We start from the raw sequence: 15,430 nt of genomic DNA on the forward strand, positions 1-15,430 counted from the left end.
TCTCCCTGAATTATAACAGAGAAGACAGCATAGAAAAACACTAGTTATGTGAGGAAAGGTTGTTTTTTCTGATCGTATAGGAGAAAATGAGGCAAAGTCAGCAAACGTTCTTTGATATTTATGGAGTGCATCTTCTTTTATCATCTTCGGTACCACTTATAAAAAGCGCAAAAGCTCCCTGAATAGTGAAAAAAACTCCAGTCAATGACCGGAGTTTTTAGCAATTATTGTGCCGCAGGATATACGCTCACTTTTTTACGGTCACGACCGAAACGTTCGAATTTAACAGTTCCGTCGATTTTAGCGAAAAGAGTGTCGTCGCCTCCGCGTCCAACGTTTTCACCTGGATAGATTTTCGTTCCACGTTGACGATAAAGGATAGAACCACCAGTTACGAATTGACCATCAGCACGTTTAGCGCCTAAACGTTTAGACTCAGAGTCACGTCCGTTCTTTGTAGAACCTACCCCTTTTTTAGATGCGAAAAATTGAAGATCTAATCTAAGCATGAAGTTCACCTCCTATTTTTTTGTTGATATTCTCACATAATCGTGATAATCTCGTTCGATTGTCTCTAAGGAAACGACCATGCCTTCTAAAAGCAGCTGGGCTTTTTCAAAGGATACTGGATCTGTATCAGCCGGTAATTCAAAAGTGAAATAGCCGCCTTCTTCTCCAATATCAAGCAGTGGATCGATTCCTGTCAGTGCAATAATTGAATTGACTGAGCCGAAAACAACAGCAGATACACCTGCACAAACGAGATCCTGACCTTTTTCAGCAAACTCGGCATGTCCAGTCATCCGAAAAGACGTAATGCTTTCATCTGCCGCTGACCGAGTAATGGTTGCTTTGATCATATCACTCACACGCCTTAAGCGTTGATTTTTTCGATAACAACTTTAGTGTAAGGTTGACGATGACCTTGTTTTTTGTGGTTGTTTTTCTTCGGTTTGTACTTGAACACAGTAATTTTCTTACCGCGACCTTGTTTTTCAACTTTAGCCGTTACTGTTGCTCCAGCAACTGAAGGGTTACCCACTTTGACAGTGTCTCCGCCGACAAACAATACGTTTTCAAAAGTAACTGTTTCACCTGCTTCAGCAGCTAGTTTTTCAACATAAACAGTTTGACCTTCTTCAACTTTAACTTGTTTACCACCAGTTTCGATAATTGCGTACATCTCTGCACCTCCTAATAAACTCAGACTCGCCGAATACAGGGGGCCATAGGCACTTTACACCTGCTCCGCGCGGTTGTAGCACGGGTGCTACATATCCATAACATTAAAAAATATATCAAACTAGACGCAGAATGTCAATGTATTTTCACCATTAGTACGGTAAAAGAAGCTCTTCCATTGAAGAGGTGGTTCTTCGGTCTGAAAAATAAGCATGAAGCAGTTCATTTTCATCAAGCTGACTCATTTTCACGCCATCCCTTTCGATAATAATCGGGTGCTTACAGCCCTTTTGAAATCGAGCCAGCACTTCGTATACTTTTTCTTCAGCACTTGCTCTAAGCGGAATGAGTTTCTCTATCTTTTGCTCTTTTTTACCGTAATACCGTTCTAGTAAAAAGCGGACCGTGACGTAATGCCGCTGCCGGTGTTCCATCACAAGTGAATAAGCTAAAAATGTGAGCAGCACCCAGCCATTGAATTGCAGCGGAGCAAAACAGAGTAACCCTGCTGTCAAAAGACTAAAAAAGACTAGGGAGCCTTTTATCGCGAGGGCATGTGCACGTTGGAAAGGGTAAAAAGCAGATAAGAGCAAAAAGAATAATTTTCCGCCATCAAGCGGCCAAATGGGCAAAAGGTTTATAAGAAAAATGGCCATATTATAAAAGGTAAACATCGTAAAGACGTCGTGCGAGATAAGAGAAGCTTCCATGAGAAGCCATGCCATGAGCTGGAGCGGCACATGCTGAAGCGGTCCGCATAAAATGACCGCCAGCTCTTCTTTTAGCGGGCGGTTCCCATGTTCTTCTACTTCTACCGCTCCGCCAAATGGCAGTAAAAAAATCCGCCGAATGCGCCAATGATAATAGCAAGCAGCCGCTGCATGTCCAAGCTCATGGACACAGACGATAATGAGCAGACAAAGCAGCGGCTTAATTTGACCTGAAAGAATCGCAAACGCCATCACAATCCAAAGAAGCGGGTGAATGTGAATTTTCGTCAGCATGACCAGCCATCTATTCAAAAGTCATCACCTGAATGGGGTCGATGAACTGTTCATTTTGCTTAATGGCAAAGTAATACGTGCCCTTCCCTTGATCATCAAGCGAAATTCGACCAATTTTTTCACCCTTATCGACAAAATCGTATAAGGCCACATCGGCTTCCTTTAATTGACCGTACCAGCTATAGCTGTTATCCGCATGCTGCACAACCACTGTAAGCCCTGTATCGCTTTTCTTTTTCACCTCTACAACATAGCCTTCTTTCATACTATCAATGGCATCTGCCGATGTTTCGACTTTGACGCCTGCACCATTTTGGATAAATGATTCTTGCACTTTTCCAGAAGCAGGTACAGCCAGTTCATTATTGGCTTGTACGTCTTTTCGGTCTGCCTTTTTCTCAGTTAAAAAGGCAAGCGGGTTCCCAACTGTTTTCTCAAACCAAAGGTTGGCAGCAGCAAACTGAAAATCTTGCTCAAAGGTTTGACTGATCATCGGCTTCAGCTGCTGAAACGGGCCTGCCTGGCCTTTAAACGAAATGGCTGCAATCAACACGAGGGACGCAGATAGTAAACATTTAATCACAAAGGTATTGGGGTTAAATAACGGATGCCGATACTTCGTCGGCTGGTGAGACGTCGACTCATAGGAAGACGATCCAGAATGCTTTTCTTCCTCTGTCAACATAACCCATGGCGGGATATCGTCATTTTTCTTGAAAGCCGCCTTCTTAGGGGCAGCAGCTGGCTGCTTTGTTTTGCGGCGCTGCGCTATTTTTTTTCGATACTCGTCCACTCTTTTCATGAGATCACCCTTTACATACAAACAGTTTGTACATTTTATGTGGCGACCCCATGTGATATGCAACAAAAAGACCGATTCTCATCGAATCGGCCTGATCTCACGTGAATGGTTATGCTCTAACACCGAAAAATGCTTTGAGCTTTGCAAACATCCCTTTGTTTTCATCTTCAAATGATTGCAGTGGAACAGATTCACCTAGTACACGGCGAGCAATATTGCGATACGCAATTGATACTTTGTTTTTAGCATCCATCACAATTGGTTCACCATTGTTTGAAGCCTTAATCACGTCATCATCATCTGCCACAATGCCAAGAAGATCAATCGATAAGTGATGTACAACTTCATCCACATCCATTGAATCGCCACTTTTCGCCATGTGTGTACGAATACGGTTGACAATCAAACGAGGCGGTTCGATATCTTCTTGTTCTAATAAGCCGATGATACGGTCAGCATCTCTCACAGCTGAGATCTCAGGCGTCGTCACGACAATTGCCTTATCTGCACCAGATACAGCATTTTTAAAGCCTTGCTCGATTCCAGCAGGGCAATCGATGACGACATAATCAAAGTCTTGTTTCAATGATTGAATCAATTCTTTGATCTGCTCCGGCTCTACAGCCGTTTTATCGCTTGTTTGAGCAGCGGGTAAAAGATACAAAAGATCCTCGAAACGCTTATCTTTTACAAGCGCTTGGTGAATTTTACATCTTCCTTCTACTACATCGACTAGATCATAAATAATGCGGTTCTCAAGCCCCATCACGACATCTAGATTCCGAAGGCCAATATCGGTATCCACTAGACACACTTTTTTCCCTTGAATTGCTAGTGCTGTGCCTAAGTTTGCAGATGTTGTTGTTTTGCCAACGCCGCCTTTTCCTGAGGTAATCACAATAGCCTCGCCCAATTTCACATTCCTCCCTCAAGCCTTGTCAGATTAGGTCTTATATGAGCCAATTGCTGCAGGCGTTCAATGATCATGTTGCCATCTATATCTAAATAAGCACATTCCATTTCGTTTCCATCTTCTTTTTGATCTGGTGCACGGTTAAACACTTGTGCGATGCGAAGCTGAGTTGGAATCATACGAGATGCCGCAATGACAGCTTGTTTATTCCCATTACATCCAGCATGCGCCACGCCTTTTAATGCGCCGAGCACAAAAATATTTCCCCCTGCACGAATCGTTCCGCCAGGATTCACATCTCCTATTAATAAGAGATCCCCTTCGACATACAGCACCTGTCCAGAGCGTACAATTTTCGCTACAGAGGTGATTTCAGCCTCTGCTTTTAATCGTCTCGCCTCTTCAGTTGACATGACGTCACTTTCAATGGAATGAATGATGAGATGTTCATTCTCAGACACCGCTTCAGTCAAACGCTCCTCCTGATCCTCTGTTAAATACCGAAAACCAAGTTTAATATGCACATTGACCTTATGTCCTTCTCTTCCATCTGTATATTGCTCAAGCAAAAGAACCTCTCGCAAGCCAGAAAGAAGGTCATCAAACGAACAGTCATCATTTAACTGTAATGTTAATCCGTTTTTTGTACCTTTTATTGTCACAAATTGCTGTTTTTGAGTTTTCAAGATGCTCACCTCAACAACATACTCATTTCGCCGTAATTGGACAAACTCCTGCTTTTATTCGTCGATCAGTCCTTGCTTCACATTGATGAAAAAGAGCCTAAGCGGCACAACAAGTATGAGAGACGCAGCAGTATTTAAAAGAATCGTTGGAATAAAGCGTTCGATGACATACGTATTAAAAGGCATAATCCCTGGCTGAATCGTCGCTTGAACGCCGTACACATAAAACTCCATCACGGAAACAGCAATCATCGACAGAAAGACGACCACTAAAATATTCGTCTGAAGGACTTTGAAAGCTTTCGCTAACAAATAGCAAAGCGCCCCAAAGCCAAACATATGAACACCAAGTATGCCTGTATACGAAATATCATATAAAAGTCCAAAGATAAAGCCGTAAATCACACCATATTTTTGATTCACAAAAGCAGTCATAAATACAAGTGCGAGTAAGATGAAATGAGGTGCTAAAATTTGATTCTCTGAAACAAATGGGAGCTTCACTAAATCGACAAAAATGCTGTCAAATACGAAGATAAACAACATGACGAAAGCAAGAAGGACACGTTTCACGAGCCTTCCTCCTTCGTCAATTCAGATGCATCTGCCGTACTTGTGCTGCGATTCACAACAATCACGCGGTCTAAATTGTTGAGTTCAGCAGCTGGTTCTACATAAATGATTTTTGTCAGTCCGTAATGGTCAGGCTCGATTTCGCTCACCTTACCAATTGTTAAGCCTTGCGGGAATACGCCCCCTGCTCCAGATGTTTCGACAAGATCTCCTTTTTTGACATCCCCATCAGCATCGGATTTTAGAATATTCATTGTCAGCATTTTTTTCTTGCTGTCATAACCGTTAATAATTCCATTGAGTTCTTCTTTGCCCTTTTTTGCAAAAATTTTCGTTGAAATTCTATTATTTTGGTCTGTAGAGCTTAGCAACCTTACAGTCGAAGTAAAATTGTTGAGCTTATCACTTTCGATTTTCCCGATTAACGCACCACTCTCATTTGTGACCGCCATATCTTTGTCAACGCCTTGTTTTTTCCCTTTATCAATCATCACAAAACTATCCCAGAGGGACGGGTTTCTCGCAATAACAGTTGATAGAATTGGCGTATAATCACGAATAGAGTTCACATATCCGAGCTGCTTGCGAAGCTTTTTGTTTTCATCTTCTAGTTCTTGAAGTTTCGCCTCATACTGGGTTTGTCCATCAAGTTTTTTTCGAAGACGCTCGTTTTCATCATATGTGTTCTTTAAATCTTGTACGTTCCCATACATACCGGCAATAAATTGTGATGGTTTATGAAAGACACCTTGAAAAAAGCCTGTCGTATCCCCCACTAATTTTTCCGGCCATGAAGCACCTCTGCCGCTTTTCACTGAAAAACCAATCATGGCCACCAGTACGATGACACAGACAAGGAGCAACATTAATCTTTTATTCATAAAAAACTGCGGCATGTCTTACACCTCTTTATTTACGCCCGATTATCTTTTGATTTTCCTTTGAACAAGTGAATATGTTCTAGTGCTTTCCCTGTTCCGATCGCCACACAGTCAAGTGGGTCCTCAGCAATAATGACTGGCATTTTCGTTTCATCGCTAATGACTTTGTCAAGATTACGCAGCAATGCACCGCCGCCTGTTAAAACGATTCCGCGATCCATAATATCTGCTGCCAGCTCAGGTGGCGTTTTTTCAAGAGTGGCTTTTACCGCATCAACAATTGTTTCCACCGTATCACGAAGCGCTTTTGCAATCTCTTCTGCCGTAATAGAGATCGTTTTTGGCAGACCTGTTAAAAGGTCACGTCCGCGAATATCCATCTCATCATGCACGTCTGGCTGTGCAGAACCGATTTCCATTTTAATCGCTTCTGAAGTACGGTCACCGATCATCAGATTATACGTTTTACGAATATAGCTGCTGATCGCATCATCCATTTCATCTCCTGCCACACGGATCGATTGAGAAGTCACAATGCCGCCAAGTGAAATAATGGCCACTTCTGTTGTACCGCCGCCAATATCCACAACCATACTTCCTGTTGGCTCCCATACAGGCAGGTTAGCACCGATTGCCGCAGCAAATGGCTCTTCAATAGGGTATGCGTCACGTGCACCAGCTTGTCTTGTTGCATCAATGACTGCTCGCTCCTCTACAGCTGTAATCCCAGATGGCACACATACCATCACGTAGGGTTTACGAGCAAATAGCCCTTTGTTTCTAAGTGCTTGATTAATGTAATATTTCATCATTTTTGCTGTCGTTTCGTAATCTGCAATGACTCCGTCTTTCATTGGGCGAAGTGCCACAACATTACCAGGTGTACGGCCAATCATGTTTCTAGCGTCATTTCCGACCGCCACTATAGACTTCGTATCAGTTTCCAAAGCTACGACCGAAGGTTCTCTCACAACAATTCCTTTTCCTTTAATAAAAACAAGCGTATTCGCTGTTCCAAGATCTATTCCAAGGTCTTTTGTACCAATTCCAAACATATGTATGTATCTTCCTTTCTTAAACCAAAATTCCCTTTAGGGAAAAACTCATAAACTCTATTATATCGTAAAACATCGAAAAAAAAAGTGTTACAAATACCCTTTTTCCTTCAAACTCACAAATTTTTGATCACCTATGACAAGATGATCAAGCAGCTGTATTCCAATCAGCTTTCCACATTCAAAAAGTCGCTTTGTGACTTCAATATCTTCCCTGCTAGGCGTCGGATCTCCAGATGGATGGTTGTGCACACATATAAATGAAGCAGCCGAACGTTTAAAAGCCTCTTTGAAAATTTCACGCGGGTGAACAATCGATGAGTTCAAACTTCCAATAAACACGGTATGTTTATGAAGAACTTGATTTTTTGTATTGAGATAAAGACAAACGAAATTTTCCTGCGTCAAAAATCTCATATCTTCCATCACAAAGTTTGCCCCATCCTCTGGCGTGCGGATGACATAACGGTTGTCCGTCGTTTGATGGTGTAATCTAGTGCCGAGTTCTAACGCAGCTAAAAGAGAGATCGCCTTCGCTTTTCCAACTCCTCGAATCTTCGACAGTTCTTCAATAGAAGCTTCTCTCACAGAACGAAGGCCGCCAAATGTTTGCAGAAGTCTTGCGGAAATTTGAAGAACAGATTCCTTTTTTGTGCCTGTCCTAAAAAGGATTGCGACAAGTTCATGATTTGATAAACTGCTTGGACCATATTTGATAAATCGTTCTCTCGGTTTTTCATCATGAGGGAAATGCTTAAGCAACATAGGGAAATGGTTAATGATGAACACTCCTTTTGAATTCCTTCCCGTCATCAAAAAGGGGTAATTCCAAATGTTTCAAGCACTCTAACTGTTTTGGCAATAGGGAGACCTACAACGGAAAAATAATCGCCGTCTATTTTTTGAACAAACAGTGCGCCTTTCCCTTGAATGCCATAGCTTCCCGCTTTATCAAGCGGTTCACCCGTTTCGATATAGCGGTTGATTTCATTTTGCGTAAGCATCCAAAATGTCACTTCTGTCTGTTCATAAAATGTTTCTTTTCTATTCTCTGACTGAACCGAGACACCAGTCAAGACTTGATGTGTCTTTCCTGACAATAATTGAAGCATTGAGGCCGCTTCTTCCTTGTCTTTTGGTTTCCCAAGACATTTGCCGTCAATTGCAACAATCGTATCTGCACCAATGATCACAGCTTTGGGATGTATTTTTTGAATATCATTTGCTTTTTGTTCTGCCAACCATTGGACGTTCTCAGCAGGCGAAAGGTTTCGATTTATTTCTTCTTTTAAGTGACTTGCTTGAATGTCATAAGAAAACCCTGCTAGATCAAGCAATTCTTTTCTTCTAGGTGATTGTGATGCGAGAATTAATTGGTTCATGTTCGTTCATCCTTTCAGGGTTTAGCCTAAGAAGTAAGATACCCATTCATCCTATCAAATGTACATCTTACCGACAATTGACGAAAATTCATTTTTCATGTTCCTTCATCATTATGTTGGATACAAAAGAAAAAAACTAGTCATTTTTTGACTAGTTTGCTCTCTTAAAAAATGATTTTACGTGTTTAATTGATCAAGCAGCGCTTGCTGAGATTTCCATCCATTTTCAGCCGTTGGGTCATTTAACAGTTGCACCGCTTTCAGCAAACTGCTTTTAGCTGATGCGTCAGTTGTTTTGGCACTTTCCAGCTCAGAGATCAGCTGCGTGACTTCCTTTTTCTCTACTTCATCCCCTGCAATCACCTTTGAAGATAAGACAGAAGCCTTCTCTATTAAACCAGTCAGCTCATCTGGCACTTGAAATGAGAGCTCCTTACCGCCCCATGCTTCAAAGTGCTGATCGATTAGTTTCTTCCCAACAGCACTTGTCATGCCTTGTTCTGTTGCAAGCCCAGCAATCACATAATATCCATCATCCATTGAGACTTTTTTCCCCGCATATCCTGCATCTTTTAAACTGGTAACCAAGTCATCTGCTCCTTTTTCAGAGGAAAACTTTCCAGCCTGTACGACAAAGGTTGAAAAACTGCCAGAGACACTTTTTTCACCTTTGTTCTCTTTTGATTCATCTGTATCTCCCGCCGCTGGCGGCGCATCCCCTCCGGCTTTCATTGCAGATTGGTTTCCAGATGCTGTGACACTGACATGGTCACCACCTGACGGATTTGCTGTACCGTCTTTGCTTAAGCTTAGTGCAAACACGCCGAGGCCTGTCCCAAGAACCACTGCAAATACAATCGTTGTCATCACTCTCTTGAAGGGGCCGCGGTTTTTACTGAACTTCTGATCAAATGAGCCTTTTTTCTTTTGATAAGGCGTGACGACCTTTGGATCAGAGTGGTAAATATGATCAGCTGCATCGTCCCACTGGAAATCTTCTTCTTTTGGTTTAGATGGATCTTCCTGTGAAGCAGCTGTCTCCTGTTCTGATTGCCTCTTTTCCTCCCAATTCGAAAACGTCACATGATCCTCTTGCTGTTTTTTTGGCTGATGATCTTCTTCATGAAGCATTTCTTCCTTGCCATTAATATTGACCTTTAACCCTTGTTTTTTTGCCTGCCTTTTTTTCATTGTCATTCCCCGCTTTCTGACATTGTTTGTAAGAAAGACCTTTTTGTCCAATGAATCAGTGCGAATTTAACCCGTCCTTCTTTCTGTTTCACACTTTAACATAGCAGATAAAAAAAAGAACAAGACTTTTGTCGGCAGGTTAAAAAAGTGTTCGCCAATTTTTTCACCCAAATAATCCGCTGAATGGGCTTAAGACATGCGACCCAAAAAGATAAACCCAAAAAGAAAAAGCGATCGCAGGAACAAAGGGAAATGGCTCGTCTAATCGAAAGGAAAAGACCTTCGCATAGACCATTCCGCCGATAGATGAGAGGAAAAGAATGATGAGGAATGCCTTTAAACCAAAGCAAAACGCAAGCACACCGAACAGCTTCATATCAGCCCCTCCCATGCTGTTTGGCTTAAAACGATCTAAACTATAAAATAAGAGAAAACAAAAAAGCAGAGAAGCCGCTCCTTCCCACCAAATAAGAAATGGTTCTAGCGTGCGGTATATGACGAATAGAGGAAAAAAGAAGAGAAACAGCTCGTTTGGCACCCTCATATAAAGAAGATCGCTCACGACAGCAATCACGAATAAACTACAAAGAATCACAAGAAAAAGGCCTTCAAACGAAAAACCAGCGTTCCTATAAATGAGCAAAAAAAGGCTGCCTGACAGCAGCTCAATCATTGGATATAACAAAAACAATCGGGTGCTGCAATGTTTACACGACCCTCTCAATACAATATACGAAACGAGCGGAATCATGTCATACAGAGAAAGTGGCTGTTTACAAACGCCGCAGTGAGAACGCGGAAAGAGTATGGACCGCTTCATTGGCAGCCTTTCACCAACTAGATGAAAAAACGATCCCATGGTGATGCCTGCAAGAAACACAAAAATGTCAATCATATTCAGTGGCTCCTTCCGGGGATAAGATAGACCGGATTGTACCATAGACATTTACGTTGAGCACCTAGTGAAAATATGATTTTATCCCTCATCTACATACCAAAAGAAAAAAGACACAAATGGCTGGGAGCCTTTTGCATCTTTTCATGATCCTAAAATACGATTTCGCATATCTGAAATAAAATAAAGGGAGCCAGTGACAAGTATAACCGCCAAGGGATCAACGCTTTTTTTCTGAATCCATTCAAGCACTGCACGAGGGTCATCGTCATACGATTTTGTTTCTAAATGACTGCAAGCATAAAGCTTTTCCGCTGATTCAGCTCTTGGAAAATCAAACGAAACAAAATGAATAGATGAACTAATGGCTTCAAGCTTTTCAATCATTTGTTTGTACGGCTTATCTTTTAAAGCGCTAAAACATACATGCACCTGTTTACTGGAAAAATGAGCTTGTACGGTTTCGATTAAACGGTCCATCCCCTCTTCATTATGAGCACCGTCGAGATAGACAGGAGGATGATCTTTGACCTTTTCAAATCTCCCAGCCCATACTGCTTGCCGAATCCCTTCATACAAATGCTCTTCTGTCACGCTGATATGGCCTTCTTGAACCAGCCATTCAATCAATAGAACGGCAAGAGATGCATTTTGCCTTTGGTGCGTTCCAATTAACCCTGTTTCAAGCTCTGGATACTGCCTTTTTGGGGTGCGTAACGTGAAACGTTCACCTGTTTCTGTCGGCTGCTGCTGATCAAAGGTACATGTATCATGTAACGAGATGCATACGGCATTCTTTTCTATTGCAGTGTTTTGAATGACAGCTAGTGCCTCTCGTTGATGAACAGCCGTGATCATTGGAATACCATCTTTTATAATGCCTGCTTTTTCAGCTGCAATCTGTTCAAGTGTATCGCCTAAAATCGCCATATGGTCATGGCCAATTGACGTAATGGCCGTTAAGATCGGCACTGCAACATTTGTTGAATCAAGCCTTCCGCCAAGCCCTGTTTCCAATAGGACAAAGTCTACTTGGCGCACATGGGCAAAATAAGCGAATGCACATGCTGTAATGATTTCAAATTCTGTTGCTGCGCCAAGCTCTGTTCCATCTAATTCATCAACATAAGGCTTTATCTCATTCACCAAACTCAGCCATTCTTCATCCTGAATAGGCGCTCCATTTACGCTGATTCGTTCATTGAACGTTAAAATAAACGGAGAGGTGAAAGTTCCAACTGAATAGCCGGCTTCCTGTAAAACGGAACGAGTAAACGCAATCGTTGATCCTTTTCCATTTGTACCAGCAACATGCACCGCTTTTATTTTTTGTTCTGGATGGTCTAGTCTGTTCATTAGCCACTTCATTCTTTCAAGACCCGGTTTTACGCCAAAGGCCAGTCTGCTATGAATCCACTCAATGGCTTCATGATAGGTTGTAAACAATGTCATCTCTCTTTTCATACGAAATTTTCAAAAAAGACGACTCCATTCCGTTAGGAGCCGTCTTTTCAACATTATGCTTTCAGCTCTTCAATCCGCTTTTGAACAGCTTCGCGTTTTGCGACATAATCACGTTCTTTCTCACGCTCTTCTTCTACGACACTTTCAGGCGCTTTTTTCATAAAGCCTTCGTTGCCAAGCTTTTTCTGTACTCGTTCTACTTCTTTTGTCAGCTTATCAAGCTCTTTTTGCAGACGAGCAATTTCTTCATCTAAGTTGATTAAGCCTTCAAGCGGTAGAATGAGTTCTGCTCCAGAAATGACAGCCGTCATCGCTTTATCACTAGCTGGGACATCTGTGCCAATTTCAAGAACACTTGGATTCGTGAAGCGCTCAATATATGAACGATTCTTCTCTAAACGCTCCTGAACATCAGATGTGGATGCTTTGATGTAAAGCTCAACTTGCTTGCTCATTGGCGTGTTTACTTCACTGCGAATGTTACGAACAGAGCGAATGAGTTCAACGAGCAGCTTCATGTCAGCAGAAGCTTGTTCGTTCGATAGCTCCGGCTTCACTTCAGGCCATTTCGCAACGGTAATGGACTCACCTTCATGCGGAAGATGCTGCCAGATTTCTTCTGTTAAGAACGGCATAAACGGATGAAGAAGTCTCATCGTTTGATCTAAGACATACGCAAGGATCGAACGAGTCGTTTTCTTCGCAGCTTCATCTTCTCCATAAAGCGGAAGCTTCGCCATCTCAATATACCAATCACAGAAATCATCCCAAATGAAGTTATATAAATGTCTGCCAACTTCGCCGAATTCATACTTGTCAGCAAGCTGTGTGACACTTTCAATCGTTTCATTTAAGCGGGTTAAAATCCATTGGTCAGCAACTGATTTTTCACCTGTCAAATCAAGTTCATCATACGTTAAACCATCCATATTCATTAAAGCAAAACGGGATGCATTCCAAATTTTGTTCGCAAAGTTCCAAGTGGATTCAACCTTTTCAAAACTGAAGCGAAGATCCTGACCTGGTGAGCTTCCAGTGGCTAAGAAATATCTTAATGAATCCGCACCGTATTTGTCGATGACCTCCATTGGATCAATTCCGTTGCCAAGCGACTTACTCATTTTACGCCCTTGTTCATCGCGGATGAGCCCATGAATAAGGACATCTTTGAACGGTTTTTCTCCTGTGAATTCAAGACCCTGGAAGATCATACGAGATACCCAGAAGAAAATAATGTCATAGCCAGTTACAAGCAGGTTTGTTGGATAGTAGCGCTTAAAGTCTTCACTGTCTGCATCCGGCCAGCCCATTGTAGAGAATGGCCAAAGCGCTGAACTAAACCATGTATCTAGGACATCGTTATCTTGTTCCCAGTTCTCAATATCTTCTGGCGCTTCCAGTCCAACGTATACTTCTTTCGTTTCTTTATGGTACCAAGCCGGAATGCGGTGTCCCCACCATAGCTGACGAGAAATACACCAGTCACGGATATTTTCCATCCAGTGTAAATACGTCTTTTCAAATCGATCCGGAACAAATTGGACTTGGTCATCACCTTTTTGCAGGTTGATGGCTTCATCCGCCAGCGGCTGCATTTTCACAAACCATTGTGTAGATAAATATGGTTCAACTACAGCTCCGCTTCGCTCACTATGACCAACTGAATGCATATGATCCTCAATTTTGAATAAAATACCTTCTTCTTGTAAATCTTTCACTAGCTGTTTACGGCATTCGAAGCGGTCCATTCCTTTGTATTGCAGCGCATTTGCATTCATTGTGCCATCTTCATTCATAACAAGAATTCGCTCTAGCTCATGGCGGTTTCCAAGCTCAAAATCATTCGGGTCATGAGCAGGTGTAATTTTCACAGCACCTGAACCAAACTCCATATCGACATAGTCATCACCGACGATTGGGATCTCACGTCCTGTAATTGGTAAAATGACTGTTTTTCCAATCAAATGCTGATAGCGTTCGTCTTCAGGATGCACAGCTACTGCCGTATCTCCAAGCATTGTTTCAGGTCTTGTTGTCGCAATTTCAATTGAACCTGTTCCATCTGCCAGCGGATATCTCAAGTGATAAAACGCCCCTTGAACATCCTTATAAATCACTTCAATATCAGAAAGTGCAGTCTTTGTTGCTGGATCCCAGTTAATGATGTACTCTCCGCGATAGATAAGCCCTTTTTCATATAATTGGACAAACACTTGGCGTACAGCTTTATTCAGACCTTCATCTAATGTAAAACGTTCACGCGAGTAATCTAGGCCAAGACCCATTTTCGCCCACTGGCTGCGAATAAAATCAGCATATTCTTCTTTCCACTTCCACGTTTCTTCCACAAACTTTTCGCGTCCGAGGTCATAACGGCTCACGCCTTCTTCGCGAAGCTTTGCCTCTACCTTTGCTTGAGTGGCAATACCGGCATGGTCCATCCCTGGAAGCCATAGAACGTCAAAGCCCTGCATCCGTTTCATGCGCGTCACGATGTCTTGAAGTGTTGAATCCCACGCATGCCCAAGATGCAATTTTCCTGTCACGTTTGGTGGAGGAATGACGACTGTATATGGATCTTTCGTTTTATCATTTTGCGCTTCGAAGAATTTCCCTTCAAGCCAGTACGTATAGCGGTCTTTTTCAATCGCATTTGGATCGTACTTTGTTGGCATTTCTTGATTATTTGTTCCCATTTGTGTTACCTCCACATTTTTTCGGCTGATGAAACATAAAAAAAGCCTTTCCATCCTTATAAAAGGACGAAAAAGCTTTTTCGCGGTACCACCTTTTTTCACGGAGCACATACATGTGTCCCGTACACTCTAAAGGATAACGGGGTTCTCCCGAATTTCTCTACTTGTTCATTCAAGAAATTAAGCTCACAGGCGACCTTCCAAACAAGCGCATCCTAGGAAACCTTTCAGCTATTGGTTTCCCTCTCTTTAGGGTCTTGCTCGTACTCTTCCTGGTCCATGCTTACGATATATCACGTTCATCAGCACATACTCATCTTTTATTAATATTACTAAATGCCTTTTGTTTTCGTCAATCATCTTTTCCGCTTTTCTTCTGCTTTATACAAATTGGGCAGGCACCCTTCGCTTTATTGCCCATATGATAATAACAAAATGAAGAAGGAGGGCGTTTGATTTTGAAGAAGTTCAATCCTTACACACTTCCCCCCTGGCTTAGACAAATTCGGGCAGTTGCCTCCCAAGTCGTTCTCCCGATCGCCATATTTCAAGGGTTTCGTACGATCATTTTCCCCACAACATTTGACGTCCTCATCCTAGGTATTCTTATTTTTCTCGCTTGTGCCTTTCACCTTGATTGGTTTTAAAAACTCACGTTTATGTATCGGTCATTCCTTTACAGAGAAATGATAAAGCCAACACAAAA

At 42.1% G+C, this 15,430-nt stretch carries 17 protein-coding genes and 2 other annotated features; of the genes, 1 reads left to right on the forward strand and 16 read right to left on the reverse strand.

Features of this window, described 5'->3' with window-relative positions; all coding sequences use genetic code 11:
- Positions 1-224: 224 nt before the first annotated feature.
- The 16 genes from rpmA to NPA43_RS12310 form a co-directional block, all read right to left on the reverse strand.
- Positions 225-509: a 50S ribosomal protein L27 gene (gene rpmA / locus NPA43_RS12235; RefSeq protein WP_003216586.1), complete on the reverse strand. Its 285-nt coding sequence runs from the start codon at positions 507-509 to the stop codon at positions 225-227.
- 12 nt (positions 510-521) lie between these two features.
- Positions 522-860 carry a ribosomal-processing cysteine protease Prp gene (locus NPA43_RS12240; RefSeq protein WP_256498850.1) on the reverse strand — a complete coding sequence of 113 codons (339 nt, stop codon included), beginning with the start codon at positions 858-860 and terminating at the stop codon, positions 522-524.
- Between the two features lie 14 nt (positions 861-874).
- Complete coding sequence (gene rplU, locus NPA43_RS12245) at positions 875-1,183, reverse strand: 50S ribosomal protein L21 (protein ID WP_003216781.1); 309 nt, start codon at positions 1,181-1,183, stop codon at positions 875-877.
- Between the two features lie 12 nt (positions 1,184-1,195).
- Positions 1,196-1,268: a sequence feature (ribosomal protein L21 leader region), on the reverse strand.
- Positions 1,269-1,334: 66 nt separating this feature from the next.
- The gene (locus NPA43_RS12250) at positions 1,335-2,204 is read right to left on the reverse strand and encodes a M50 family metallopeptidase (protein WP_099727786.1); all 870 of its coding nucleotides are present in this window, start codon (positions 2,202-2,204) and stop codon (positions 1,335-1,337) included.
- Entirely contained in the window at positions 2,197-2,988 is a 792-nt protein-coding gene (locus NPA43_RS12255) for a M23 family metallopeptidase (protein WP_230030516.1), read from the reverse strand. Before NPA43_RS12255 ends, NPA43_RS12250 begins: the two co-directional genes overlap by 8 nt.
- 109 nt (positions 2,989-3,097) lie before the next feature.
- Positions 3,098-3,901 carry a septum site-determining protein MinD gene (gene minD, locus NPA43_RS12260; protein WP_003216504.1) on the reverse strand — a complete coding sequence of 268 codons (804 nt, stop codon included), beginning with the start codon at positions 3,899-3,901 and terminating at the stop codon, positions 3,098-3,100.
- Positions 3,902-3,903: 2 nt separating this feature from the next.
- Positions 3,904-4,587: a septum site-determining protein MinC gene (gene minC / locus NPA43_RS12265; protein ID WP_099727788.1), complete on the reverse strand. Its 684-nt coding sequence runs from the start codon at positions 4,585-4,587 to the stop codon at positions 3,904-3,906.
- A 54-nt stretch (positions 4,588-4,641) separates the two neighbouring features.
- Positions 4,642-5,160, reverse strand: a complete 519-nt coding sequence (gene mreD / locus NPA43_RS12270) for a rod shape-determining protein MreD (protein WP_256498851.1) — start codon at positions 5,158-5,160, stop codon at positions 4,642-4,644.
- Positions 5,157-6,056, reverse strand: coding sequence for a rod shape-determining protein MreC (mreC, locus tag NPA43_RS12275; protein WP_099727790.1), 900 nt, complete (start codon positions 6,054-6,056; stop codon positions 5,157-5,159). Before mreC ends, mreD begins: the two co-directional genes overlap by 4 nt.
- A 17-nt stretch (positions 6,057-6,073) precedes the next feature.
- Positions 6,074-7,096 (reverse strand): rod shape-determining protein, encoded by a 1,023-nt coding sequence (locus NPA43_RS12280; RefSeq protein ID WP_034321249.1) that lies wholly within the window; start codon positions 7,094-7,096, stop codon positions 6,074-6,076.
- Positions 7,097-7,186: 90 nt separating this feature from the next.
- Positions 7,187-7,861 (reverse strand): RadC family protein, encoded by a 675-nt coding sequence (gene radC, locus NPA43_RS12285; RefSeq protein ID WP_099727791.1) that lies wholly within the window; start codon positions 7,859-7,861, stop codon positions 7,187-7,189.
- 47 nt (positions 7,862-7,908) lie between these two features.
- Positions 7,909-8,478, reverse strand: coding sequence for a Maf family protein (locus tag NPA43_RS12290; protein WP_099727792.1), 570 nt, complete (start codon positions 8,476-8,478; stop codon positions 7,909-7,911).
- A gap of 177 nt (positions 8,479-8,655) precedes the next feature.
- A complete protein-coding gene (locus tag NPA43_RS12295) occupies positions 8,656-9,669 on the reverse strand; it encodes an SPOR domain-containing protein (RefSeq protein WP_249705002.1) in 1,014 nt (337 codons plus the stop codon).
- Between the two features lie 163 nt (positions 9,670-9,832).
- Complete coding sequence (locus NPA43_RS12300) at positions 9,833-10,564, reverse strand: prepilin peptidase (protein ID WP_099727793.1); 732 nt, start codon at positions 10,562-10,564, stop codon at positions 9,833-9,835.
- Positions 10,565-10,708: 144 nt separating this feature from the next.
- Complete coding sequence (locus NPA43_RS12305) at positions 10,709-12,016, reverse strand: bifunctional folylpolyglutamate synthase/dihydrofolate synthase (protein WP_256498852.1); 1,308 nt, start codon at positions 12,014-12,016, stop codon at positions 10,709-10,711.
- A 65-nt stretch (positions 12,017-12,081) separates the two neighbouring features.
- Positions 12,082-14,724, reverse strand: a complete 2,643-nt coding sequence (locus NPA43_RS12310) for a valine--tRNA ligase (RefSeq protein WP_099727794.1) — start codon at positions 14,722-14,724, stop codon at positions 12,082-12,084.
- 59 nt (positions 14,725-14,783) lie between these two features.
- Positions 14,784-15,013 (reverse strand) — a binding site (T-box leader).
- A 169-nt stretch (positions 15,014-15,182) separates the two neighbouring features.
- Here NPA43_RS12310 and NPA43_RS12315 point away from each other — a divergent pair.
- Positions 15,183-15,371, forward strand: coding sequence for a hypothetical protein (locus NPA43_RS12315; RefSeq protein WP_264007688.1), 189 nt, complete (start codon positions 15,183-15,185; stop codon positions 15,369-15,371).
- Positions 15,372-15,430 lie beyond the last annotated feature (59 nt).

Source organism: Bacillus pumilus (assembly GCF_024498355.1).
GTDB classification, from domain to species: Bacteria; Bacillota; Bacilli; order Bacillales; family Bacillaceae; genus Bacillus; species Bacillus pumilus_P.